24 protein-coding genes are annotated in these 24924 nt (G+C 49.9%); 14 read left to right on the forward strand and 10 right to left on the reverse strand.

Annotated elements, in window-relative coordinates; genetic code table 11:
- Positions 1-117: 117 nt before the first annotated feature.
- The 7 genes from ACN0TT_RS03525 to ACN0TT_RS03555 all read right to left on the reverse strand — a co-directional run bounded on the left by ACN0TT_RS03525 (position 118) and on the right by ACN0TT_RS03555 (position 8315).
- Positions 118-402, reverse strand: coding sequence for a heavy-metal-associated domain-containing protein (locus tag ACN0TT_RS03525; protein ID WP_417760764.1), 285 nt, complete (start codon positions 400-402; stop codon positions 118-120).
- A gap of 5 nt (positions 403-407) precedes the next feature.
- Positions 408-716 (reverse strand): mercuric transporter MerT family protein, encoded by a 309-nt coding sequence (locus ACN0TT_RS03530; protein WP_417760966.1) that lies wholly within the window; start codon positions 714-716, stop codon positions 408-410.
- A gap of 16 nt (positions 717-732) precedes the next feature.
- The gene (locus tag ACN0TT_RS03535; protein WP_417760765.1) at positions 733-1872 is read right to left on the reverse strand and encodes a transglutaminase domain-containing protein; all 1140 of its coding nucleotides are present in this window, start codon (positions 1870-1872) and stop codon (positions 733-735) included.
- Positions 1873-2168: 296 nt separating this feature from the next.
- A complete protein-coding gene (locus tag ACN0TT_RS03540) occupies positions 2169-3386 on the reverse strand; it encodes a phosphoenolpyruvate carboxylase (protein WP_417760766.1) in 1218 nt (405 codons plus the stop codon).
- Between the two features lies 1 nt (position 3387).
- Entirely contained in the window at positions 3388-4026 is a 639-nt protein-coding gene (locus ACN0TT_RS03545) for a hypothetical protein (protein ID WP_417760767.1), read from the reverse strand.
- Positions 4023-7700 carry an ATP-binding protein gene (locus ACN0TT_RS03550; protein ID WP_417760768.1) on the reverse strand — a complete coding sequence of 1226 codons (3678 nt, stop codon included), beginning with the start codon at positions 7698-7700 and terminating at the stop codon, positions 4023-4025. Before ACN0TT_RS03550 ends, ACN0TT_RS03545 begins: the two co-directional genes overlap by 4 nt.
- A 423-nt stretch (positions 7701-8123) precedes the next feature.
- Positions 8124-8315: a YheV family putative zinc ribbon protein gene (locus ACN0TT_RS03555; RefSeq protein WP_417760769.1), complete on the reverse strand. Its 192-nt coding sequence runs from the start codon at positions 8313-8315 to the stop codon at positions 8124-8126.
- Between the two features lie 152 nt (positions 8316-8467).
- Between ACN0TT_RS03555 and ACN0TT_RS03560 the strand changes: the two genes are divergently transcribed.
- From ACN0TT_RS03560 to ACN0TT_RS03585, 6 genes are all read left to right on the forward strand, one after another.
- Entirely contained in the window at positions 8468-10378 is a 1911-nt protein-coding gene (locus ACN0TT_RS03560; RefSeq protein WP_417760770.1) for an ABC transporter ATP-binding protein, read from the forward strand.
- Positions 10379-10519: 141 nt separating this feature from the next.
- Entirely contained in the window at positions 10520-10954 is a 435-nt protein-coding gene (locus tag ACN0TT_RS03565; RefSeq protein WP_417760967.1) for a TIGR02444 family protein, read from the forward strand.
- Between the two features lie 65 nt (positions 10955-11019).
- Complete coding sequence (locus ACN0TT_RS03570; RefSeq protein WP_417760771.1) at positions 11020-11592, forward strand: hypothetical protein; 573 nt, start codon at positions 11020-11022, stop codon at positions 11590-11592.
- Positions 11593-11672: 80 nt separating this feature from the next.
- On the forward strand, positions 11673-12635 hold the full coding sequence (locus ACN0TT_RS03575) for a hydrolase (protein WP_417760772.1): 963 nt from the start codon (positions 11673-11675) through the stop codon (positions 12633-12635).
- Positions 12629-12883 carry a YheU family protein gene (locus ACN0TT_RS03580; protein ID WP_417760773.1) on the forward strand — a complete coding sequence of 85 codons (255 nt, stop codon included), beginning with the start codon at positions 12629-12631 and terminating at the stop codon, positions 12881-12883. Before ACN0TT_RS03575 ends, ACN0TT_RS03580 begins: the two co-directional genes overlap by 7 nt.
- Positions 12884-12992: 109 nt before the next feature.
- The gene (locus ACN0TT_RS03585) at positions 12993-13922 is read left to right on the forward strand and encodes a phosphoribulokinase (protein ID WP_417760774.1); all 930 of its coding nucleotides are present in this window, start codon (positions 12993-12995) and stop codon (positions 13920-13922) included.
- Positions 13923-14062: 140 nt separating this feature from the next.
- On the opposite strand, the gene ACN0TT_RS03590 is transcribed toward ACN0TT_RS03585, so the two are convergent.
- The gene (locus ACN0TT_RS03590) at positions 14063-14845 is read right to left on the reverse strand and encodes a tetratricopeptide repeat protein (RefSeq protein WP_417760775.1); all 783 of its coding nucleotides are present in this window, start codon (positions 14843-14845) and stop codon (positions 14063-14065) included.
- A 370-nt stretch (positions 14846-15215) separates the two neighbouring features.
- Between ACN0TT_RS03590 and crp the strand changes: the two genes are divergently transcribed.
- The 4 genes from crp (at position 15216) to ACN0TT_RS03610 (ending at position 18295) form a co-directional block, all read left to right on the forward strand.
- Positions 15216-15851, forward strand: coding sequence for a cAMP-activated global transcriptional regulator CRP (gene crp, locus ACN0TT_RS03595; protein WP_037442706.1), 636 nt, complete (start codon positions 15216-15218; stop codon positions 15849-15851).
- A gap of 79 nt (positions 15852-15930) precedes the next feature.
- Complete coding sequence (locus ACN0TT_RS03600) at positions 15931-16296, forward strand: PepSY domain-containing protein (RefSeq protein ID WP_417760776.1); 366 nt, start codon at positions 15931-15933, stop codon at positions 16294-16296.
- Positions 16277-16948 carry a response regulator transcription factor gene (locus tag ACN0TT_RS03605; RefSeq protein WP_238895312.1) on the forward strand — a complete coding sequence of 224 codons (672 nt, stop codon included), beginning with the start codon at positions 16277-16279 and terminating at the stop codon, positions 16946-16948. Before ACN0TT_RS03600 ends, ACN0TT_RS03605 begins: the two co-directional genes overlap by 20 nt.
- A 3-nt stretch (positions 16949-16951) precedes the next feature.
- Positions 16952-18295: an ATP-binding protein gene (locus ACN0TT_RS03610; protein ID WP_417760777.1), complete on the forward strand. Its 1344-nt coding sequence runs from the start codon at positions 16952-16954 to the stop codon at positions 18293-18295.
- 88 nt (positions 18296-18383) lie between these two features.
- Here the strand turns inward: ACN0TT_RS03610 and ACN0TT_RS03615 are convergent, their stop codons facing one another.
- Positions 18384-19529, reverse strand: a complete 1146-nt coding sequence (locus ACN0TT_RS03615) for a TonB family protein (protein ID WP_417760778.1) — start codon at positions 19527-19529, stop codon at positions 18384-18386.
- Positions 19530-19735: 206 nt separating this feature from the next.
- Between ACN0TT_RS03615 and ACN0TT_RS03620 the strand changes: the two genes are divergently transcribed.
- Both ACN0TT_RS03620 and ACN0TT_RS03625 read left to right on the forward strand, forming a co-directional pair.
- Entirely contained in the window at positions 19736-20350 is a 615-nt protein-coding gene (locus ACN0TT_RS03620; RefSeq protein ID WP_417760779.1) for a glutathione S-transferase family protein, read from the forward strand.
- A 106-nt stretch (positions 20351-20456) separates the two neighbouring features.
- A complete protein-coding gene (locus ACN0TT_RS03625; RefSeq protein WP_417760780.1) occupies positions 20457-20888 on the forward strand; it encodes an FKBP-type peptidyl-prolyl cis-trans isomerase in 432 nt (143 codons plus the stop codon).
- A 47-nt stretch (positions 20889-20935) separates the two neighbouring features.
- Here the strand turns inward: ACN0TT_RS03625 and mtgA are convergent, their stop codons facing one another.
- Positions 20936-21616: a monofunctional biosynthetic peptidoglycan transglycosylase gene (gene mtgA, locus ACN0TT_RS03630; protein WP_417760781.1), complete on the reverse strand. Its 681-nt coding sequence runs from the start codon at positions 21614-21616 to the stop codon at positions 20936-20938.
- A gap of 742 nt (positions 21617-22358) precedes the next feature.
- Here mtgA and ACN0TT_RS03635 point away from each other — a divergent pair.
- A complete protein-coding gene (locus ACN0TT_RS03635) occupies positions 22359-23312 on the forward strand; it encodes a ketopantoate reductase family protein (RefSeq protein WP_417760782.1) in 954 nt (317 codons plus the stop codon).
- Between the two features lie 302 nt (positions 23313-23614).
- Positions 23615-24910, forward strand: coding sequence for a PAS domain S-box protein (locus ACN0TT_RS03640; RefSeq protein WP_417760783.1), 1296 nt, complete (start codon positions 23615-23617; stop codon positions 24908-24910).
- Positions 24911-24924 lie beyond the last annotated feature (14 nt).

Genomic DNA, 24924 nt, shown 5'->3' on the forward strand with positions numbered 1-24924 from the left:
AAGCGTGAGCCTTCAAATCAACTCACTTCATTAGATCAAAGTCCTAGATTGACGTCCAGGACTTTGTCAGCAGTCTGAGCGATGTCTAAGACATCGCTTTTTGTGGTACAACGCCGTTTATACTGGCGGCTCAGTGTGATTAATTACGCCTTCATAACCGGTAGTGGCAATCGCTTTTAGCAACTTATCGGTATCATAACCTTCAGCGACAACCACATCAGCCTGACGGGTTTTTAGCGATGACTTGGCGCTAATAACGCCATCAGTCGAACGCAACGCCTTATTCACCATGGTGACACACAAAGGGCAATGCATGGCGGCAATATCAATCACCACTTTAACGTTGGCGGCCCATGTCAGTGGCGACACTAGCAACAGGCTCAATAACAGAAAACGTTTCATCAACATCACTCCAATAACCAAGGCAACACGTAAGGATACAGCTGAAATGCCAGCACAATGGGCACCGTTATCCAGTACAGCACCAGCATACGACCACGACTGAAGCGACCGCTACACACCGGGCGTTTGGCAAAATATAAGCGCCAAAATCCAGCAATAATCAGTGCACTAGATAACAGCAACATCGGCACTTGCAACCAAGCAAACTGGGATAATCCCGCGACACTGGCCGCTGAAACACCAAACACTAAATAGATTAGCGGTCCAATGCAGCATAAGCTGGACGCCACGGCCGCCGCAATCGCAGCCGCCATGGTCGCCAATAATCCCTTAGCGTTGCTCGGTTGAGCGGTAGTCATAAGCAAAAGCTTTTGCATCGTAGTAGTTGAGTGGATCACCATCAACCTCTGCATATGGATAACCGAAGTTATTCATTTTACCTTGCGCCGCGGCAGGAGCCAGCTCAAAGTCACGCGCATAGTTGAAACCAACCCAATTCATTTCCCAGTTACCAAACAGGTATTTATTGACGGCTTGCACGTTGTCATCCGTGTGTTTTGCTTTTTCAGCCAAACGCATTTTAGTGACGTCTGCTGGGTCAACCGGCACCCAACCGAAACCAGCAAGGAAGAACATAGCGCGGCAATGTTGGCCACCGGTTTCACTTGCTACGCCTTTATCATCGGCAGAGCCAAAGGCTTTCGAGTATTTACCCATCTTGATTGCTTGGCCCAAACGCACACCAAACATTTCACGTGCTGGTAGACCAACAGCGCGAGCTAGTGCCACAAATACTGAGTTAATGTCAGTACATTTGCCGCCCAACTTACCGCTTTCCAAAATGGCACGCACATCACCTTGACCACAACCTACTACGCTGTTGTCACGTTCCATGTTTTCACTCACCCATAGATAGATTTTATGGGCTTTTTTCAATGGGTCAGTTTCATTGCCAACAATTTTATCGGCAGTTTTCTTAACGATACCGTCAGTTGGAATGTGGGCTGAGGGTTGCAGATAACGTTGTACATCTGTTGGATACGCAATTTCGCTCGGTGCGCGATAGAACGCTAATGCACCGCTGGCCATAGGTTCCCAATCTTCGGTAGAGATATCCAGCTCAACATTGAGCTTCATTGGCTTTTTAGAATCTTTCCAAGTCACCAATAAGGCTTTAGCACCGTAGTTATTCTCTACAGTGATATATGCATCATCATGATTGCCTTTCACATCCATATGATTCAGCTTTTGGAATTCGGTATTTTCTGGCAGTGGGATCCACAAATTCACTTTACCAGCCGAGCCCATTGGCGGCTTGACGTCGTATGCTTGAGCCAAAGTGAAACGACGACGAGCAGCAACGGTATCTTGCTTAGCTGCACCAGCGGTAACAGCGCTCGCCATCACAGGTGTTACCATGCCAGCAGCTGACATAACCGCAGCACCTTTTAAAAATTCACGTCTTAGCATTACTCAATCCTTAATTCTGAATCTTTGCTATTAATCTTTTCACGCCCTTGCCTACGCCGTGTGATACCGCGCCATCAATGGGCTAGAGTCGGTGTTTCCGCTATTGCGGCATCGCATTTCTAGCATAGGCTAACGGCCTTAGCGAACGAATAACACCGTCAAAAAGATAAATAATGACATTAGCCACAGCTAAACAAGCATGCTAGGACAAATTGTCGCAATTACTGCATTGTAAAGCGTGCCTAGGTCACATTCAGTAAGGCGGCCAAGCTGCCCTAACTCACGCCACACGAGGCTTAACGCAAACCGATTTCAACGTCCTGAATAATAAAGTTGCCGGTATAGACATCATGCGATATGCCGAGCGGTTCGAGCGCAAAGAACTGCTTATGCTCGTCGCTGAGCCCTTCAAAACCGCCAATCACTTGGAACAGCCAACTTTCCCTATCCCACGGCAGCGCTTGTGCGCTGAGGTAATCCAGTGCTGACTGATTCTGCCCCGATTCAATCACCGCACAGAAATACTGCTCTACCGCTTGTTTCAGTGGGTTATCCGGAATATCAAACTCTTCATTCTCTACCAGCTCAACTGTCGTTGGCTCAGCCACGACCGTCGTGGTTTGTTCACGGCTAATGGTGCGAATACTCGCCACCACCTGCATTAAATCCGCTTCGTGGTGAATGTTATGCACATCGGCAGCGGCTGGCGCCAACAAGGCTTCCGCTTGATTAAACAGTGTGGGGATCTGCTTGTGCGCAACGTGATCGGCCACTTCATATTCAGGATGCAGATCGGTAAACAACAACCAACCTTTGAGTAAGCGCGTACGGCCTTGGATTTGACGGAAACGCCCCAGCAACTCCAATAAGCGGCTTTGCACCACACTCAACTCTTGGGCGCAGTTGGTCAGCGTTTCTTGCAAGCTCGTCACCAGCAAGCGGCGCAACTCACGAATGTCGCCCGCCAGTTCACTGAGTTCGGCAAACTCAAACATCTCCAAGCCGTTGAGCAGTTCGGTCACTTGGCTTTGGGCTAACTCGTTTTCGCGGATTTTGGCACTGAGCGAGCCGACATAACCAAACTCGTTGTTGATGCGGCCCCAAAGCACCCGCACCGAATAACGCAGGCTTTCGGTAAAGCTGAACACTTGCTCAGATAGATCTGCCAAATAGGCTTCGGCAGCACTGTAATCGACGCTGCCGCGCGCTTCGCGGTAATGCCCAGCAAGGGTTTTAATGGTCGCCAGCGCCGAGCCGACGTTGGCGTTGATCTGGCGGTTGCGCTCATCTTTGAGGCCATCTTCCAACAGCGCCCGCACATTGCGCGATAAGCGTAGCGGTTCGTTCGGCTCAGGCCGCCACAAAATGCCATTTTCCGTGAGCTTATTAACCGTGGCGGGTTCTAATGTCTGCTCATCCACGCTGCCGTTGAGGTAAGCGTCCATCACCAGCTCGGCGTTACGGCCGAGCAATCTAAGCAGCTTAACCCCGGATTGATGCAGGTTATTGCTCATATCAGATCAGCTCCCGTTGGGTGGCGGTTTCGGCTTGCGCTTCGAGGCTTAGGCTTTCGGTTTCATCAATAAAGCGGATCACTTCGTAGAGATAATCCAGCTTGCCAGTCGCGATAAAGATCTGCTTCTCTGGGTTAGGTTTGATCAGATAACCAAGTTCGACCAAACGCTTAAACACCAACTTGATCTGACCATCGACGCTGCTAGCACTGGAGCCAAACAAACGATATTGGCTCAGTTTGGCCAGTTGCTCGCGAAACGCTGGTGTATCTTCAATACGGGTTTGCAGCTCAGTTAAGCGCACTGGTGCGCCTTGCGACAACGGCGCATCTTGGCCGCTAGCTTCTTGCACGAGCACCAGCCATTCCACCAGCGGGATCAGCGATTGGCAGATCTCGCGAAACTGTGCCGAAATCACTTTGCGCTCGTTCTCGCCAAGGCTGACGTAACCGGCAAAAAACACCTCGCCTTCCGCCGCTTGCGCCACGGTACGGTTGATCTGGTTGAGGTAGTTCTCTACTTTATCGAGCGTTGCTGGGCTTTTCAGCGCGCGCCAGCCATCTTCAAAGGTAGTCCGGCAGATAAACTCACCGCGCAACAGACGTTCAATCAGCTCACCGGTAGCAATTATTTCACTCATGGTGCGACTCCTTCAGCGGCTTGACGTTGTTTCAGCAATTCGGCAATCGGGTCCACTTTCGGTTTCACCGTTTGCAGCTTGCGGGTTTGTTTATTGATGATATAGCGGTTAACGAACAGGCCAAGCACCTCAGATTCTGGGTTCGGGAAGGCACCAAGTACGCTGATGTCATTGTTTTCACAGGCATCAAAAATCTTCTTCACGTTGCTGTGGTGCAGCGTGCCCAATTCATCGATTGGCCAGTGAATAGTGACATTGGCTTTGCCACGCAACAAGCGGGTAAATGCCAGCAGGAACTTACACAAAATCAGGTAAGCCATACCGTGGCTAGAAGATTCGTTCAGTTGGCGGTCGGTGCGGATCACCAAATCAGAGTTGCCCTCTTTCAAGCGCAGCTCAATCTCCAGCAGTTTGGCGATGCCGCCGGTCAGCGCCGAGCGACCGATAATATCCAGCGCGCGCCGCATGCTGTCGGTGTAATGCTCATTTGGCAGCGTGCTGAAGCCATCGGCTTTCCAAGCGCGGAACGCTTTAACAAAGGTTTCCAGCTCCGGCCAAAACTCCAATTCACTGATGCGTGAACGGATACGCACCGCAGAATCTGACACGCCTTCGAGGAACAGCTCTTCACCCACTTCACGAGTGATACGGGCACTTTGCGAGGCAATACGGCGGTCGATATCCGCCAACACGTCATAGAACGCGTTGAGGTTCAAACCAAAGTTACGCCCCTGTTCGCGTAGACCAGTGACCACTTGCGGCACCATTTCGTTCAGCAGCAAGCCCAGCTCCGGCACCAGTTTATGGTAATTGAGCAGACGAATACCTTTATCGGTCACGTAGGCGGCACCTTCACGTGAGCGCTCCCACGTTTCAGACAGACTAGAACCTGATTTGCTGGCGATCACTTGGTCGAAGTGATCCACATATTGCTTCACTTCGGTGAGCATATGTTCACGCTTGAGTAGCAAGTCTTCGCCTTGGCGCAGACGTTCCGCCAAGCTGCCCGGCGTTTCTTCGCTGGTGCGTGGCAGTTTTAACTCGCTCAGTTTACGCAGCAAACTGCGCAGTTTGGTGAGGTATTCCGAGGCTTCTACCTGCGCCGCATCCGATTGGCGTCGAGCCGTTTCTAACTCTTGGCGACGCTGTTTCACTTCGTGAGCACGTTGTTTTAACTGCGTATCCAAATCGGCTACGGCTTGTTTGGCTTTAGCAAGAGCGGTCACTAAGCTTGGCTTACGGACGAGCCACACATGTTGATACCAATCTTCGTAACGTAACACTTCACTGCGGCGCTGCTCCGCTTTGGCGATCTGCGCCTCTAAATCACGCATCTGCCGTTTCAGTGCCACAATGTCATCTTCATTAATACCGCGTGATTTCAGCTCATTGCGGTACCAAGTTTCGCAAGCTTTTTGTTCTTCTTTCGCGCGTTCACGACGTTGGTTGATGCTGTCACGCAGATGCTGCAACTGCTGCTCAATCGCGCCAGTCACATCTTGCCAATACACCTGTTTTTCCATGCGCGCTTCCAGCGCCAGCTCTTTTTGCTGCTCTAACCAATCTAAATGTTGGTTGTGCAGTTGTTTTAGCTCATGGTCGAGTTGGGTCAGGCGTTTACCCGCTTGCGCTTTGCGCTCGGCCAACGCTTTGTTGATGTCGGCTTGAGTGTTGCGGCGCTCTTCAAACAAACGGCGCACATCATCACGTAGATTTTTGTAACTGGTACGGGCAAAGGTCAGTTCGCGGTTAAGCTGCTCTAAAGCACTGTTGGCTTCAACTAGTTGTTCTTCCGCTTGCTGCTTAGATGCTTCAGCGCTGGTGAGCGCTTCCTCGGCACTGGCAAGGCGAATGCGCAACTCGGTTTCGCTGGCGGCATACGCGGGCAGATCGATCGCTTTGAGATCCAACTGCAACCCAAACAACGATTCGGTGATCTCGCCAGAGACCGGATGCAGATCGGTGCGATACAACAGCTCGGGGTTGATCACTTTACCGAGCGCTTGCTCCCAGCCCGGTTGCTCACGGCGTAAAAATTCCAACAGCGTGTGCGACTGCGGGAACAGCATCTGCTTGATCTCTTCCAGCTCGTTTTGGCGATCGTTAACCCGCAGCGATGCCAACCGCAGGGTTTCGGTGGCTTGTTCGCGCGCGGCTTTGAGCTTGCGCTCGTCGGCCGTTAGCCGCTCAACCTTGTGGTTTGCCGCTTCTTGCTCGGCATCGGCACGGTCAATACGTTCATCGAATACAGCCAGCGACAGCTTTTCCTCTTCGGTGTAGGTGACGCTATCGACTTTTAGTTTCAGCTCGGCGGCTTGCAGTTTTAAGTCATATTGCTGTTGCTGATGACGCTGTTTACCGGCATCCATCTGCTCACGCCAGTAGCTATCAACGGCGGCTAAATCATCGCTGGCCAGTTGCTTCTGCTTGTCGAGCGCGGCGCGTTGTTCGTCCTGCTCACTGTGCAGTTTTTCCAGCTCGCGGTTAAGCTGCTCACCAATTTTGCTGCGGCGGGCGTTGTAGGCCGCTTCGACGTCTTGGTGTTTTTCTGTCAGCAGTTTGTGGCGTTCGCCGAGGTTTTCTAAATCACTGCGCCAGTGTGGCAGTTGCTCCAGATCCGCTTTCGCTTGCTCGATGTCGGCATCCAAATAGGCGGCTTGCTGGTTTTCGATGTTGTCCAGCTCTTGCTCAACATTGCTGGCATCGCCTTTGGCGGCGGATAGATCCAGACTCAGCTCATCGCGCTGCTCTTTCCATTGCTCATCGAGCATTTTCAGTTGCAGGTTTAGCTCCTGCGCACGGGTTTGTTCTTTCTCTGCGCGCTCGCTTTGCAGCACTTCGTCGTTACGGAAACCACCCGCCAAACTTGCCAGCCGCAGCTCGGCGGCTTGCAACTCGTTAAACTCCTGCTCAAGTTTTTCATATTCTGGGCGAATTTTGTCGAAGCCAGCAATCAACTGGCTTTCTCGAATCCAGCTTTCCACCCGCTGCGGATTGATTGATGACGTTGGCGGATTCACCCCATCTTCCTCCAAAATAGCGGCGATCATCGATTTGATCGTCTCCATTTTGCCCTCCTTCGAGTGCACCGCTTTGGCGAGTTTTTCGATGTGGCGCAGCGAATGTTCAGCATCACACAATGAGAAGGTGCGGGCGTAGTTACGCAGCTCGGTACGGTTGCTGCCGCTACTTAGTAGACCGCGATCATTTTGGATAATGGCGCGGTATTCGCGGGTATTAAGCAAGTTGGTATAAGGCACATTGAGCTTATTGAATACACTGCGCAACTCACCCATCGGATGGCACAGAATGGTGTCACCGTTGCGGCTTTTAACGTAATCGTCTAACTCGAACTCTTTGGCGACAAAGCGGTAGTTCACCCCTTTGCCGTCCCCCGCAGAAGCCATAATCGCTTGGTAAAAATGGCCGTCGGCTTTTTGGTATTCGTAGATAATGTAGCTGGCTTCGTGCGGTAAGTACCAACGTTCAAAGCTGTCACGCGTGGACGGCACCACGCGGCTGGGATATTCGCCGTAAAAAACGGGCACCAAACGCTGCAAAGTCGTTTTACCTGAAGCATTGGTACCGCAGATGTTGGTATGGCCATCAAGACGCAGTTCAACCACGCCGGGCAAGTGTGTATCAATCAGTATAATTCTGATAAGGCTTGGCATAATTATCCTTATTATTCATAAAGATGGCATTCCATTATTGTTTTCCAATGCCATCTTTCGCAAACGGTCTGAAGCCGCCCACAAACGCAAGCTTCCTAAAGTACTTAAAACCCCAAACATTGGCAACGCAGCCACAGGCGAACCACCGCCATTGCGAACAATGCTAGTGGCTGAGCACCTCGCGTGTGTGATTGTCGGTCAACGCGTTATAACCGAGGCGCCGTCAGTGATGTTTAATCCACTAAGCAAGCCAGATGCGCGCGTTTATTTAAATGAAGCTGTCTAGCAGCGACAGCGCGGGAGCTATTCAGCAAGAAGGACGACACGGACATATCTCCTGCCTTACCTACACTACATTCCGCGCTAGCTGCTGCAACGCTTAACCGCCCCAGTTATTGGGCAGTTACTCACTCGGCGTAGGTATTACTCCGGCTTGAATAAACCGATCACTTCGCTTTTGGCTTTCTGGCTGACTTTGGCTTCTGTTTGCTGTTCGCGGTAATCACATTCAACGCATTCTACGGTTTCAATACCGTTTTCTTTGAACAGCACTATGCTGTCTTGAGCGTGGCACTTAGGACATTTAGCGCCAGCAACAAATCGTTTTCTGGTCATAGGGTTTATGGGCATTAGCAATCGAATGGCGGCATTTTGCCACATTCGTCGCTATCACGGCAGTTTTTCCTTGCGTTGAACGGTAGCACTGCAAGTGGGGTCTAGGCTATGATCGGCGCTCAATTTTCCAGACCATGAATTTGACGCCGTAGATGATCACCATTTCCCAAGCTCAACTGATCCGTGGCAGTAAAACACTGCTCAATGACGCCTCCATGACCCTTTATCCTGGCCACAAAGTGGGGCTAGTTGGTGCCAATGGTACAGGTAAATCCTCACTGCTGGCGTTGATCATGGGCAAGTTGCAACTGGATATGGGTGAAATCCAAGTGCCAAGCCAATGGCAAATTGCCACCGTGGCGCAGGAAACCCCAGCGCTGGACGTCTCCGCATTGGAATATGTATTGGATGGCGACCGAGAATTCCGTCAGCTAGAACAACTGCTCTCCCAAGCTGAGGCAGATAATGATGGCCACAAAATTGCCGACTTACACGGCAAATTAGATGCAGTGGGAGGCTACAGTATTCGCGCTCGCGCCGGCATGTTGTTAGCGGGGCTGGGCTTTAGTGAAGACAAGCAAAGCAACCCAGTGCGCAGTTTCTCCGGTGGTTGGCGCATGCGTTTGAACTTGGCGCAGGCGCTGCTGTGTCGTTCAGACCTATTACTGCTCGACGAACCCACCAACCACTTAGATCTCGATACCATGTTCTGGCTGGAAAGCTGGCTCAAGAGCTATCAAGGCACGCTGGTGCTGATCAGCCACGACCGCGATTTTATCGACGGTGTTGTGGATGAAATCATTCACGTGGAAAACCAGCAACTCAATTACTACAAAGGTAACTACAGCGCCTTTGAACGCATTCGCGCTGAGCGCATGGAACAACAGCAAATTGCCTTTGAACGCCAGCAACGCGAACGTGCGCATATGCAATCGTTTGTGGATCGCTTCCGCTACAAAGCCAGTAAAGCGCGCCAAGCCCAAAGCCGCTTAAAAGCGTTGGAGAAAATGGCTGAGCTGATGCCAGCTAAGGCAGATAGCGAATTCCACATGGAGTTTTTAGCGCCCCATGCCTTGCCCAATCCGTTAGTGGCGATGGAGAAAGTCGCTGTGGGTTATGGCGATGTCACTATTCTCAACTCAGTACATCTGAATTTAGTCCCCGGTGCCCGCATCGGTTTGCTGGGACGTAACGGCGCAGGTAAATCCACGCTGATCAAACTACTGGCGGGTGAGCTGGAGCCACAACGTGGTAAATATGAACCGAACCCCGGCCTGAAAATCGGCTACTTTGCCCAGCATCAAATCGAATATTTACGCTTGGACGATACGCCGCTGATGCACCTGCAACGCCTTGCGCCAGATACTCGCGAGCAAGAACTGCGCGATTTCCTCGGCGGTTTTGGTTTCCACGGTGATATGGCACTGGCCCCCGTGCGGCCATTTTCCGGCGGTGAGAAAGCCCGTTTGGTATTAGCGCTGCTGGTATGGCAACGCCCTAACCTATTGCTGCTCGACGAACCCACCAACCACTTAGATCTGGATATGCGTCATGCGCTTACCGTTGCGCTGCAAGGATTTGAAGGCGCTATGGTCATCGTGTCGCACGATCGTCATCTACTGCGGTTAACCTGTGATGATTACTACTTAGTTGATAACGGCGATGTAGAGAGCTTCAACGGTGATTTGGATGACTATCATCAGTGGTTACTCGATGCCGCCAAGGCGGCCAAAGCGGCACCGACCAGTGTCGACGACAGCAAACCACAGCAAGATAAAAAGCAGCAGAAGCGCTTGGAAGCGGAACTGCGTCAGAAATTATCACCGCTGAAAAAGCAACAAGCTAAGTTTGAAACCCAGCAGCAAAAATTCAGTCAACGCTTGGCCGAGCTTGAAGAAAAACTGGCAGATACCAGCTTGTATGAAGCGCAAAACAAAGCTACCTTAACGGAAGTGTTAGCTGAGCGTACTGAGCTACAGCAACAGCTGGAAGAAAGCGAGTTGCAATGGTTAGAGCTGCAAGAGCAGATTGACAACATTGAGCAACAAGCCGATATTTTGTAGGAAGACTCACCTTGGGCTATTGACCTTTAGTGTTTAAAACTAAACACCTTATGAACTCAGCGTGACCAGTGACGTTTAGTCCACTAAGCCAGCTGAAGGCAAGGTCAAAAGAAGTAGAAGGAATTATACGAAGTGGCAGGCATGTCAGTATTTAATCCCGCATTATGGGAAGAGTGTGAATCTATCTATCCAACCTTGGAACAGGTGTGCCTTCAGTTACAGGATCAGTACGGCTTAATCGCCAACCTACTGTTACTTGCTTTTGTACTCGATCAAAAGCAGATTGGCTTACCGCATGATACTTGGCAGGAACTGCATAAGCAGGTCGATGGTTGGCAATCGCGGGTGCTCACTCCATTTAGGCGCTTGCGCAAACTCTCAAAAAGCAATGTGGCTGCGACTGAATATCAACAGATGTTAGACGTCGAACTGATGCTCGAGCGCAAAGGCCAGCAATTTGTCTCACACCAGCTTGAAGCTATCTCGCCAGAAATATCGGAAGATAACTGCAACTTGAGCGATTACCTATCGCTGTTCAATATCGATCAGCAACAGTTTCCGCAGTTGCAAGCGTAACCATTCATCGTATTTCTATGCCGCTGATTAGCGGCTTTTTCGTTTTCAAAGAAAAGGATTTTCTGTTGCAGCAGTTTGAACTAGCCCTCGCCGATTATGGCATCGCGTTTTTCAATTCCTCCGCTTTAGGCAGCTTTCTTAAAGCTCACCGAGTGCGCAAGCAAAAGCTACTCGATCTGTTTAGCGATGAGCACGCGCTCTATCTCGACAGTCTGGCCACTGGCGCTTGGCTCCCTATTCCCGAAATTAACGCGATGAAATATCAGATATTTTGTCAGCAAGCACCGGATGAACACTGGCAACACATCACACAATATGCGCCCTTTAACCTCAGCATCGCTGACGATGCAGGCCTCTGGGCGGTGACGTCCGGCATGATGAATCGCTGGCAAGCGGCCAACTTTCACGCCGATATCGATGTTATCGATTATCAAACGTGGCAAGGTGAAACACTCAACAAAGCAGGTCGGCTGCAGTTGCCGCGCGGTAACTACCAAGTCGCCATAGTGGCATTACAACATCAGCAAACTGCTCAATTCGGTTATTGGCTGCACTGCACCCAAGTGCCCGAGTTTGACGACTACCAAGACCCACGCGAAGCACGCTTTGCGTTCAATGTGGCGGCGCGAAGCGACTGACCACAGTTAAACGTGATATTGCCACCGCTTTACTGGTAAAGTACAGCGCGATAATTTGAGTGACCGACGTTGAACACACTATGACTGCCAGCCATTTTCGTCCGCCTTGGTGGGCGCGCAATCCCCATATACAAACCATTCTGCCAGTGATAACTAAACAGCCATTGCCAGCGCTGCAACGGCAACGATTGGAGCTGGCCGATGGCGATTTTATCGATCTCGATTGGTTAGTGCCACGTCGTGCCGATGCCGCCACCGTGGTGATCGTGCATGGGCTCGAAGGCAGCGCACAGTCTCATTACGCACGGCGTATGCTGTTGCAGTGTCAGCAGTTAGGGCTCAATGCCGTGGTGCACCATCACCGTGGCTGCTCTGGAGAGGACAACCGCCTACCGCGCAGTTATCACAGCGGTGATACTTCCGATCTGCACGTCACTCTCAGCCGCATTAAACAAGACGCGCCACAGCAGCCATTGTGGGCCGTTGGCTACAGCTTAGGTGGCAATGTGTTGGCCAAATATCTCGCCGAACAAGGTGAGCACTGTCTGCTACAAGCGGCAGCCGTGGTGTCAGCGCCGTTGGAACTGGCGGGATGTGCTCGCAAGCTGGAGCACGGTTTTTCGCGGGTGTATCAACGTCATCTACTGAAGCAGTTACAACGCAAAATGCAGTTAAAACAGCAGCGCCATCCATCGTTGACGATGCCAGGCTTAAGCGCGTTAAATACCTTCTATCGCTTTGATGATCGCATCACCGCGCCCATGCATGGGTTTGCCGGTGCCGATGACTATTACCAGCGCGCCAGCGCCAAACCGCTGTTGGCGCAGATCGCGATACCGACGTTGATTCTACATGCCGCGGATGACCCTTTTATGAGTGAGTCGGTCATTCCAGATACCCGACACCTGCCCGCCACAGTGCACTATGAATTAGCCGTACATGGCGGCCATGTGGGGTTTATTAATGGTGGTACGCCGTGGCGGCCGCGTTATTATTTAGAACACCGTGTGCTCAACTTTTTGCAGGAGTATTCGCCATGTTAGTGCCATTTGACGCGCTACAAACCTTACCGAAAGAAACCTTGGACAACCTGATCCGCGAGTACCTATTTTCACAAGTTGAAGATGGCAGTTTTGTGGAGATGGGGAATGAATCAATCCAGCAGGCTATCGCTAAATGCATGATGATGTTAAAGAAAAAAGAGCTGTTAGTGGAATACAGCGAAGAGGATGAATCCATTGCAATCCGCAGCCGCGAGGAGATCAACCGCCGTACGCCGCTGAGTGAATGATTGACCTAAGCGGTGCAGTACCTTATAAATTAATAGCGCCTGATTTGCTGTATTGCCCATCAAGCAATATCACCTCCCCACTGCAGTTGCACAACATACGGTATTCATAATGTCTGTAAAACATCCAATTATCGCTGTTACTGGTTCCTCTGGCGCTGGCACCACCACCACCACCACGGCGTTTAGTCATATCTTCAGACAACTAGGCATCAACGCCGCGTTTGTCGAGGGGGACAGTTTTCATCATTACACCCGTGCCGAAATGGAAGTAATGATCCGTAAAGCGAAGGCGGAAAACCGCAACATCAGCTATTTTGGGGCAGAAGCCAACGACTTTGCGCGGCTCGAAAAATGTTTTACCGATTACAGCAACAGCGGCATTGGCGAAACCCGTGCTTACCTGCATACCTTCGATGAAGCCGTGCCTTACAACCAGATGCCGGGCACCTTTACCCAATGGCAACCACTGCCAGACAATACTGACATGCTCTATTACGAAGGGTTGCACGGCGGAGTGGTAACGCCAGAACACAATGTAGCGCAACATGTGGATTTACTGATCGGCATGGTGCCGATTGTTAACTTGGAGTGGATTCAAAAAATCATCCGTGACACCTCAGAACGCGGCCACACCCAAGAGAAAGTAATGAGCTCAATCGTGCGTTCGATGGATGATTATATTAATCACATCACGCCGCAGTTTTCGCGCACCCACATCAACTTCCAGCGGGTGCCAACGGTAGATACCTCTAACCCATTCAGCGCCAAAGATATTCCCAGTTTGGATGAAAGCTTTGTCGTGATCCGCTTTCGCGGTATGGAGAACGTCGACTTTCCGTATTACCTCAGAATGATCCAAGGTTCATTTATGTCGCGCGTGAATACCTTAGTGGTGCCGGGCGGCAAAATGTCATTAGCCATGGAATTGATTTTAACGCCGCTGATCCGCGCGTTAATGGAGCGACGCCAAGCCTGTTTGGCGATGGAAGCACTTGAACAACAAGGCCAAAATAAACCGCAGCAACCAGACCCTAATTAATGTTTGGTTAAGTCGTGCTCCGTATGCTGAGCAGCATCAGGATTTCAGCGAAATACTGATAGATGACATACTCAGCTTGACCGGATTCCCCCACCACAATCTGTCTGTTTAACTGAGTATGTCATCATCCCTATCTTTCGTTATTCCAGCGGTAACACTTCCCGATAAGGCTTATGATTGCGGTAATCATCTAACCGCTGACGAAACTCGTCTGCTTTGCCTTGCAGATGCTGGCTAGTAGCATTTTCTAACTGAGCTAAGGCGCGTTTCTGTGTCGCTACCGCCGAGGCAAAATCGCCCTGCTCGGCATATGCTGCCGCAAGGTTATCTAAGTAGGTTGGGTCGGCGTCATTAGATTTCAGTAACTCAGTCGCCAGCGCTACCGCACGTTCACCATCGCGATATTGCTGCTCAGGGCAAGTTGCCAAAATCCACGCGACATTGCCCATCGATACTTTGTCGCCAGCGTCAGAGAAAAACTGCACCGCTTTACCACAATCACGTGAGACACCACTACCGCCAGCGGCATACACAAACCCGAGGCGGAACTTGGCCCAGTGATCACCGCTTTGCGCCAGTTTCAAATACCAGTGTTCAGCCGCCGCGAGATCACGCGGCACGGTGCGGCCTTCAAAATTAAGATCGGCCAACGCGCGCTGCGCGTCAGGAACGTTTTCGTTGGCGGCTTGTTGCAGTAATATAAGCCCTTGCTCAACATTCTGCGTTTGATAACGACCAGAGACGTACATCAACCCCAGTAGATATTGGGAATAGGCATAGCCCTGTGCGGCGTTGACTTCAATCAGAGCAATACGCCCCGCCACCACTTCTTGCTGCGGCTGCGGCAAACTAAACGCGGCCACCTGAGAGGACGCCAGCAACAGACTGCTAATGGCACCGCAGATTAACGCTGAATATCTCAAAACTGCATCTCCGTTAACGGATTAATGCCCATCAGTTAGCCAGATTTGCCTGTTAATGTCGAGCGCGACACGGCGGAATCTCAGTGATAAGGGCGGATTCTAGCAGAGCAAATGTGCGATAGAAGGTGGCGTTAAACAGGTGCGATGTGACTTGCCCTGCAAGACGCGAATCCTATTCCCTGTTTTAAATAGGTATTTATTGACATATATCACTAAAGTATCAGAATAGTTGCATGAACTGACAATTCAGTATCAGAAATAAGTCAATGAAGGCAAGTTTTCGAAAGATAAGTAAATTTACCTACTATTTGACTCAGCTGAGAACTTTAGAATAGTCTAACTTAACTTCAATCAATCGAGGAACACAGGCATGGCTCTGATTGGTAAGCCAAAACCAGATCCAACGCTGGAATGGTTTTTATCTCACTGTCACATTCATAAATATCCAGCCAAGAGTACATTGATCCATGCTGGCGAAGATTCCGATACTTTGTATTACATTGTAAAAGGTTCTGTCGCTGTACTGATCAAGGACGACGAAGGCAAAGAGATGATCCTGTCATATTTGAACCAGGGTGATTTCATTGGCGAATTAGGTTTGTTTGAAGAGCAAGCTGAACGTACCGCTTGGGTACGAGCAAAACAGGCATGTGAGATTGCTGAAATTTCCTATAAGAAATTCAAACAGCTCATTCAAGTTAACCCCGAAATTCTGATGAAACTGGCAGCACAGATGGCCCACCGTCTGCAAAACACCAGCCAGAAAGTGGGTAACTTAGCGTTCTTGGACGTAGCTGGCCGTATTGCCCAAACCTTGCTGCATCTCGCACAGCAACCAGATGCAATGACTCATCCAGATGGCATGCAGATCAAGATCACTCGTCAAGAGATTGGTCAGATCGTAGGTTGTTCACGCGAAACCGTTGGCCGCATTTTGAAAATGCTGGAAGAACAAAACCTTATCCAAGCTCATGGCAAAACGATTGTGGTTTATGGCACTCGCTAACAACTTCAGTTTGAGTTAATGCTGTATCCCTAGAATGGCCGGAATGAAAATTCTGGCCATTTTTGTAAGTGGAGCAACCATGACACGACATTATCAGGCTGCGATCTTTAGCCTGCAGACATGCCTGCTAATTGCACCACTTCAGACGCTCGCCCACGAACCATCTTATCCGCTAGAACCCGACCATGAGCTTGCCAAAGCACTGGTAGCGTCAGGCGAGATTCGCTCATTAGATCAAACCTTAACTGAGTTACTGCATCAATGTGATGCAGAGCTTTTAGACGCTCATCTGTATCAATCTGATGGACAATGGCGTTATGATTTGTATATCAAGTTTCGTCAAGGCATAGTGCAGAGCCTATTAGTCGACGCGAGTAATGGTGCGCTAATCAGCCCAGACAAACTACCAGGAGATTGTTTACCCGATGAAGCTACTGCTCGTTGAAGATAATGAGTTGTTGGTTAAAGAACTCACCAAGCAACTCAAAGCTGCAGGCTATGTTACCGATGTTGCCGCCAGTGCAATGGATGCCGACTACCTACTGAAAGAAAGCCCATATGACTGTGTCATTTTGGATATCGGCTTGCCCGACGGTAACGGATTGGAGCTGCTGCAGCATTGGCGTCAGCAAGAGATAGCCACGCCAGTCATTATGCTAACCGCCCGCAGCCAATGGCATGAGAAGGTCGAAGGCTTTAATGCCGGTGCCGACGATTACCTTGGTAAGCCATTCCATACCCAAGAGTTACTGGCTCGCTTGCAAGCAGTGATCTCCCGTAGCAACGGCCGAGCGTTATCACCAAGCAAACAGCTGAGCTTTGGTGGCATTACCTTGGATGAATCCGAACAAACGGTGGAAGTTGGCGAACAACGGTTCGAACTCACCGCCATGGAGTTTCGTCTGCTACGCATTTTCCTGTTGTCACCTAAAAAGCTGCTGTCGAAGAATCAACTCAGCGACAAGCTGTATCAATTTGATGATGAGAAAGAGAGTAACGTGGTGGAAGTATATGTTACTCATCTGCGCAAAAAACTCGGCAAAAGCGCTATTGAAACCCGCCGAGGACAGGGCTACATCTTTCATGGCCTTGAATAAGCCATGATGTCGATTCGCCTCAAGTTAACGATATGGCTCACATCGCTGGTGCTCATCAGCTCATTAGTGAGCCTTATTTATATCGAATCTATGTTGCGGCAAGCATTTCACGATTCCATCATCGATCGCCTGCATGAAGATATCAGTGAAGTCGAACTGGTAACCCACCTCAATAATGGCGATATCAGCATCGAGACCAAAGAGCTTTCTAGCTTCTACAAACCCGCCTATTCTGGCCGCTATTACCAGTTAAATGCCGGTGAGTTAGAGATCCGCTCCCGCTCGCTGTGGGATCAACATTTAGATATCACCCCACTCGGTGCCGGTGAAACTCGCGTGTGGCAAGCGAAAGGCCCGAAAAAACACGATATTCAGCTGTTATCACAAGGCATCCCCTACGACGACGGCGTGGCAACACTCACTGTGGCGCAGGACTTAAGTATCGGCCGTAAGGTATTTCGTGAAGTTTATGGCTCCAAGTTACTTGGTAACCTTGCCATGTTGATTGCCATGATTGTCGGTATTTTTATCATTCTGCATAACTCCTTTAAACCGATTGCGGGCGTCAAACAAGCACTCGCCAAATTGCGCCAAGGGGAAACCAACTCGCTGGATATCGAGCAGATGCCCACCGAGATTAAACCGCTAGCAGAAACCTATAACGGCCTGTTGGAATACACCAGTGTGCAGATCCAGAGGAGCCGCAATAATTTGGGCAATCTGAGCCACGGCCTCAAAACCCCATTGGCGATAATGCGCCAACAGGTAGAAGTACTTGGTTTAAAAGATCCAGAAACGGCGCAACAGTTAGATCAACAGCTGCAACAGATCCACAATATGATTGAGCGCAAACTGGCTACCGCACGCGCCACTGGCGATATGCTACCGGCGGCGCAAATGGTAGTACCGCGTGATATTGATGCGCTGCGTAACACCTTGTGCAAGGTTTACCACTACAAGCAAGTGCAAGTTAAATATGATATCGCACCACAAATAACCCGTCTGCCGATGCATCGCGAAGATGGTATGGAACTGCTCGGCAATCTGCTAGATAACGCCTTTAAGTGGACCGAATCACAAGTGTTGTTACGCGTTTGGCGACAGCAACAACAATTAATGATTACCGTGGAAGATGATGGCCCTGGCGTCCCAGATGGCGAGCTACATAAACTGACCCGCCGCGGTAAACGCTTAGATGAAGAGGTCGCTGGCCATGGGCTTGGTTTATCGATAGTGAAAGATATCGCCGAACAATATCAGTTTGATATTGCCTTTGATCGCAGTCCCGCACTGGGCGGCTTACGGATTTTGCTGACCCACACACCCAGCAGCAATGCTGCGGTTTAATGCTTACACGTCAGTGGCTAACTTGCTGCAAGCTCCATAGAAAAGCGCTGTTGCTGTAGCGCTTTTTCATTGACTAAGACCAAGCTAATTAGTGGCGAATTTCAAAATCAATTTGCACCATAGTTTTTGCAGCCACGGCTTCACCATGCTCAAATTTAGGCGCGTAACGCCATTGTTTTAACGCCGCTACAGTTTCACGCACAAAACCGTCACCGCCTTTAGATTTAACGACTTCTGGGTCTTTAACAAAACCGTTGGTATCTACGGTAAACTCAACTTGCACGTAACCATTGTTTGCAGACATCAACGACATACGAGGGTATTTAGGTTCTGCACGATAAAGCGGCATCTGCTCCTGCTCTGCAGACCAAGGACGCATTTTACCTACCGCCTGGCAATGTTCATTGGCTTTATCGGGCTCGCCTTCTTTTTCATAAAGCTGAACCAACATCATATGCGCTGATAACGCATAAGGATGGCTAAACTTGAGGACCGCGAACTGATCGATGACATCCTTAAACATGCTTTCGGCTTTATCGTAATCACGCTTCGAAAAATAGATTTGTGCCACCCGATATTCCGCTTTAATTCGCTCAACGCTGTTTGCTGGCGCATGCTTCTGATACAAATCATAGGCCGCTAGTGCGACACGCTGCGCATGGCGATCGTAATTAGCAGAGTCAACTAACACATCAAACGCTGCCATCTGCACGCCGGCTTGATACAGCGGGTCGTCACTGTTTTTGGCCACATCAATTGCATCATAGGCATAGCTTTTTACACGACGCATGTTACGCACCGAGGATGCCAAACCGAGATATACATCGGCCAGCTGCGGTGCATCCTCGCCATAATGTTTTTGATAAATATCGAGCGCTTGCTGGTACAAATCTTCGGCCTGCTTATAACGCGCTTCATTCTCTTTTGACGGAAAGGAATCATCAACGATCGCTTTGGCGTAGTTCATCGCTAATGCGGCGTAATTGATGCTGTCAGCCGCATATTGAGCTTTACCCAGTTCAAAAGCAGCACTGGCTGCATCTTCAATTTGCTGTTTGTCATTTTGCTGCAGCGACACTTTATAAGCTTGATAGGCGTCGGCAAACGTCTGCTCGGAAGCTGTGCTGGTAAATACGGCGAATGTGCTGCTTAACGCCACAGCAAGACTTAACGTTTTCAGCGAGCAAACAGAACTTGAAAGTACAGTGCGGCGGGCACGGGAGGAGAAAAACATCGGTATTTCCTTATACATTAGCGCTAATTACCTGATAGAGAGAAAATAAGCACCTCGACTCATTCCGTTAAAATTAACTGGGTTTATCTCAACAACCAACGCAAATTACGTTTCCAAATGTAATTTGACGCTAACCCGCACAACTTCCTAAGATGCCATAACCCCGAGCATGCCAATGCTGGATGATTCATTACCCGGAGCACACCATGAAACTGTATGAAATGGCAGTGACGCCAAACTGTCACCGCGTCAATATTTTTCTGAACGAATTAGGCATCACGCTGGAGCATGTGCATGTTGATGTACGTGCAGGTGAAAACCTTACCGCAGATTTTGCCAGCAAAAGTGCCAACGGCAGAGTGCCAACACTGCAACTGGATGATGGCACCTTTATTTGTGAAAGCATCGCTATTTGCCGTTACTTTGACGAACTACAGTTGAGTGAAAATTCACTCTTTGGCCACGGCGCGGTAGAACGCGCGCAAGTAGAAATGTGGAACCGTATCGTCGAGTTTAATGGGTTAACGATGGCATCATCCGCGCTGCGCAATATCACCGGCGTCTATAAAGATCGCGAAACCTGCATTCCGGCATGGGGCGAAGAATGCAAACTGCGCGTGCAGGCATTTCTGCCACAACTGGAGCAGCAACTCAGCAAAGCGGACTTTATCATTGGCGCTAAATTTACCGTGGCCGATATTACCGCGTGGATTTTTGTGAGCTTTTGTGAAAACCGCCTTGGCTTGCCGGTACAGTCACAATATCCGGCCATTGCGGCTTGGTATCAGCAGTTGGCGCAGCGCCCCGCGTTTGCGGCGTAATCGTGCTCGGCGTGCACTTAGCCGCATCACAGGCTAGAATGCACGCCATTATTTTTATCGTGTGAGCGGGTTAGCAGCGCTCACCTTTCACATGGTTTGCTTTTTTATGGCGCGTAACAACAGTAAAAAATCCGCGAAAGGCTCTACCGGCCACAACAAAAATCTCACTGAGGAATTCATCAAAAAATACGCTGCCAAAGCGGGCGTTACCGAAACCGACTCAGGCTTGTTATTTCGCATCATTGAAGATGCCGATGGCGCCAAACCTAGTGAGTTTGATACCGTCAAAATCCATCAACGCATCTTACTCGCCGATGGCAGCGTGATTGATGATACTTACCGCAAAGGGCTACCCGAAGAGTTTGCCTTGAGTGAAGGTATTGAAGGGTTACAAGAGGGATTACTGCTGATGAGCAAAGGCGCCCGCTATGAGTTTGTTATTCCACCCGATTTAGCTTGGGGACGCAAAGGCAACGGCGGCAAGATTGGTCCGAATGCGGTGATGCAGATGGATGTACGTTTAGTCGATTTTTCATAGCCAACTGAGCCACAAGGCATCTACGCGCTGTATTTGGCGAGTGCGCTTTAGTCCAGCTTGTTTAGCGTGATTTGGCCTAACTGACGCATCTGCTGGCGGATCCAACCACTACGCTGCTGAATATAACAAGAGCCGATACGTAACGTCCACGGATTAGGTAATAACGCCGCTAGCGAGGCGGCTTCGTAAGCGTTAAGTTTGGCGGCAGGTTTATGGAAGTAGTGTTGCGCCGCAGCTTCGACACCATAAATGCCGGGACCAAATTCGACCACATTAAGGTACACCTCTAAGATGCGCTGCTTATCCCAACACAACTCCAGCAGTAGGGTAAACCACGCCTCAAAACCTTTGCGCACAAAGCTGCGTGATGGCCACATAAACAGATTTTTCGCGGTTTGCTGGCTGATGGTGCTCGCGCCGCGCAGTCCTTCGCCATTTTGCGCATCTTCAATGGCATTTTTAATCTGTTTCACGTCAAATCCGAAGTGTTCAGGAAAGCGTTGGTCTTCACTGGCAATCACCGCTAACTGCATGTTGGGCGAAATCTGTGATAGTGGCCGCCACTGCTGCGCTACCTGAGCAATGGGCGCCGGTGGTGCAATATAACGGGCGATGCGCCAACTCCAAGTTGGTGGGTCAACAAAACGTAATGTCAGCACCGGCACAATGGACAGCAACAAACAGGCGATAACCATACGCCAAAACCAACGTTTGATGATTTTCCACATAACTGCCCATCTCCCTTGCCCAAAAAAAGCCGATGTAACATCGACTTCAGTACATGATACAGCGGAAACAGCTGCAAAGGCTAAGGAAGGTGCGAATAAGTCACCTGCTCTGCATAAGTTAACTTTGTCAGCTGCAGCATGCGTGCAGTTAATCTCCTTGAAGTGCTAAAGCTTACCCATCCGGAGCATTGAAACGGACTGGGGCTCCGCTTACCTAACGCAAGTTTTCATCCAAAAACTGCTTAATCGCTGCTAGAGTGTGTTGATCTTTAGTGTTTAATTTTTGTTCAAATTAAACGTGTTATGAACGAGGCGAGACCTGCGACGCTTAGTCAACTAAGCAAGCTGGGCGCAACAAAGTTCAGGGGGCGTTTAAATGAACCCTTCGGGCAGCGACAGCGCGCAATTTATTCAGCGTTAGGCGCTGTTGGTGGAGAATAACTACACGGCAAATCACCTGCCTTGCCTAAATCGCGCGCTGCCTGCTGCAAAAACAACCAGCAAAGATAAACAGCCCCTAGGTATATCACTGTTATGGCGCGGGGGAATACTCGCAGACGTCATGCATTTCACGCTACCCCATATCTGATTAGCTTTAATAGGGTTGCGTATTCAGCGAACATATCAAGTAAAACGGTGCCTTGATGATGGCTGTCAGTGGACTTTTGTATGAGTATTAATCGCAACTAAGCGCGCTAAATGGTGCTAACGTATATCGTCAACTAAGCTGAGGGGCTAATCGATGCGATTTGTGGTGTTAGGCGCTGGTGGTATTGGCTGCTACTACGCGGCCAGACTGGTGGCAGCGGGTCATCGGGTAGTACTGGTGGCGCGCGGCGCCCACCTTCAAGCGCTGCAACAGCATGGCTTACAGGTACAACATCCGCAATTTCGTTTTCAGCAAGCGGTGGTTGCCACCGATATTGATGGACTGGTGCGCGATTATGCTGCCACCAGTGTCGATTGGTTATTACTCTGTGCTAAAAGTAGCGCCACTCAGCCGATGCTAGAGCAGCTTAAGGTGTGGCTAGCCGCTCATGCGAGTTTGCCCGTGCTATCGTTGCAAAATGGTGTGGATAACGAAGCCCATATTGCCGCCGCTATCGGCAAGCAGCGCACTATTGGTGGCTTAGCTGTGAAAATTGGCGCGCATATTACCGCCCCAGGACAGGTCGATGCGACCGGTATCGGTCAAGTTGATTTTGGCGCTTGGCCTCAGGCCAGAGACAATCCAATGCTGCACGCCAAGTTGCCGCTGCTGTCGCAAATCTTCTCCGAAGCAAAAATCCCCAACACTATTTACGACAATGTGAACTATGCGCTGTGGCGTAAGTTAGTGATTAACAATGGGGTGAATCCGCTGACGGCGCTGACTTTACTTGATACGCAAGCACTGACTCAGCATCCGGTATTTAGCCACACAGTAAGAGCGATGATGCAGGAAACCGCTCGCGCTGCTAATGCGGAAGGTGTGGCGTTAACCGCTGCCGATGTTGACGAGATGTACCAGCTAATCTGTGGCTTTGATGCCATAAAAACCTCCATGTTGGTGGATCGCTTAAAAGGCCGTCCGATGGAGTTGGCCGATATTTGTGGCCCCGTCATTCGCGGTTGTCAGGCGGCTGGCCAACCCGCAACCACCACCGAACTTATCCAAGCATTACTGCTTAATACGGTGGCCACTGCTACCGCCTAAGCTGGAATGCTCTAGGTGTCACCGCCATGTCTCTTACCGCTTTTTGCGTCGATTTCACTGCTCTAAATACGCTTAGATAAGGTGCCGAGGCATGTTCTTGCTCGTGCTTGGATTACACCAACAATCAATGAATTACCGATTACTACAGCTTTTCTTTTCCTGTGCTATAACTTTCTAGAGTGGATTTTTTGTGCCGTGGAAGCCGTGGGCAATTCAAGCGCGTAAAAATGCACCTAGGCAAGGATAAGCCCTTAGCGGCTATCGCTTTTTGAGGGATCTCATTGTTGGCAGGGGATAAACCTATGTGGTTTGGTCAAGGCTCAAATAAAGCTAAAAATATCGCTATGGTAGAAGAAAGTAGTAAAAAAGCGTTTGAACTCAAAGCCATTCTCGAACACACCGCTTATATCTGTTTCACCCCAGATGGCACAATTTTGGAGGTTAACCAAAATTTCTTAAATGTGGTGGGTTATGACCGCAATGCCATTATTGGCCGTCATCATCGTATCTTTTGTGAGCCCAAATACGCTGAGTCAGATGCCTATCGCCAGTTTTGGCGGCATTTAGCGCAAGGGCGTGGCGAGAGTGGCTTGTATAAGCGCATTAATAAGTCGGGCGAAGCTGTCTATTTGCAAGCGAGCTATTTTCCGGTGACGGACGATAAAGTGGTGGTTTTTCAGGTATTTAAAATCGCCAACGATGTTACTAAAGACACGTTGCAACGCAAATCACAACAGGCGATTTTAACCGCGTTAGATCGTTCTTTGGCTGTTATCGAATTTGAGCCTGATGGCACCATCATTGAGGCTAATGACAACTTTCTCCACATCATGGGCTACAAGCTGAGTGATATTCAGAAGCAGCATCACCGCATGTTTTGCTTTAAAGAGTTTTATCAAGAGCATCCCCACTTTTGGGAGATTTTACAACGTGGTGAGCACGTCTCTGGGCGCTTTAAACGTAAAAACGCCATGGGGCAAGTTATCTGGGTAGAGGCTACCTATAACCCGATTCTGGATGAGAACGGCACAGTGTTCCAAGTGATTAAGTTTGCTACCGATATCACTGAGCGCATGACCAAAGCGATGCAAGCGATTGAGATGGCTGCGGCAACCTCGGAACAAACCTCGCAAATTACCTCATTAGCGATTCAAGTGTTGGAAGAAGCGGTAGCAACCTCAGACAGCATAGCGAAAGAAGTCACCGCCGCGACCTGTATTGGACAAGAGCTGCAACTGCAATCGCAAAGTATCGACAACATCGTCACCACCATTCGTGGTATCGCTGATCAAACCAACTTGCTGGCGTTGAATGCGGCTATTGAAGCGGCACGGGCTAGCGATCTCGGTCGTGGCTTTGCGGTGGTTGCCGATGAAGTGCGCAAGCTGGCACAACGTTCGTCTGTGGCAACGGAAGAGATCACTCGAGTGGTGACCGGCAACTCGAGCAAAATTGTCGATATTGATCGGCGCTTGCAGTTGATCAATGGCATTGCCTCTGAAGGGCAGGAAAGTATTCACAACGTATCGATGGGGCTGACAGATGTTGGCCGCGACGTGGAACGTTTTGTAGAAATGGTGGAAGAACTGAAACCATAACGCGGGTAGCTTAG

The sequence above is a fragment of the Shewanella sp. genome, from assembly GCF_048265805.1.
Lineage (GTDB): Bacteria > Pseudomonadota > Gammaproteobacteria > Enterobacterales > Shewanellaceae > Shewanella.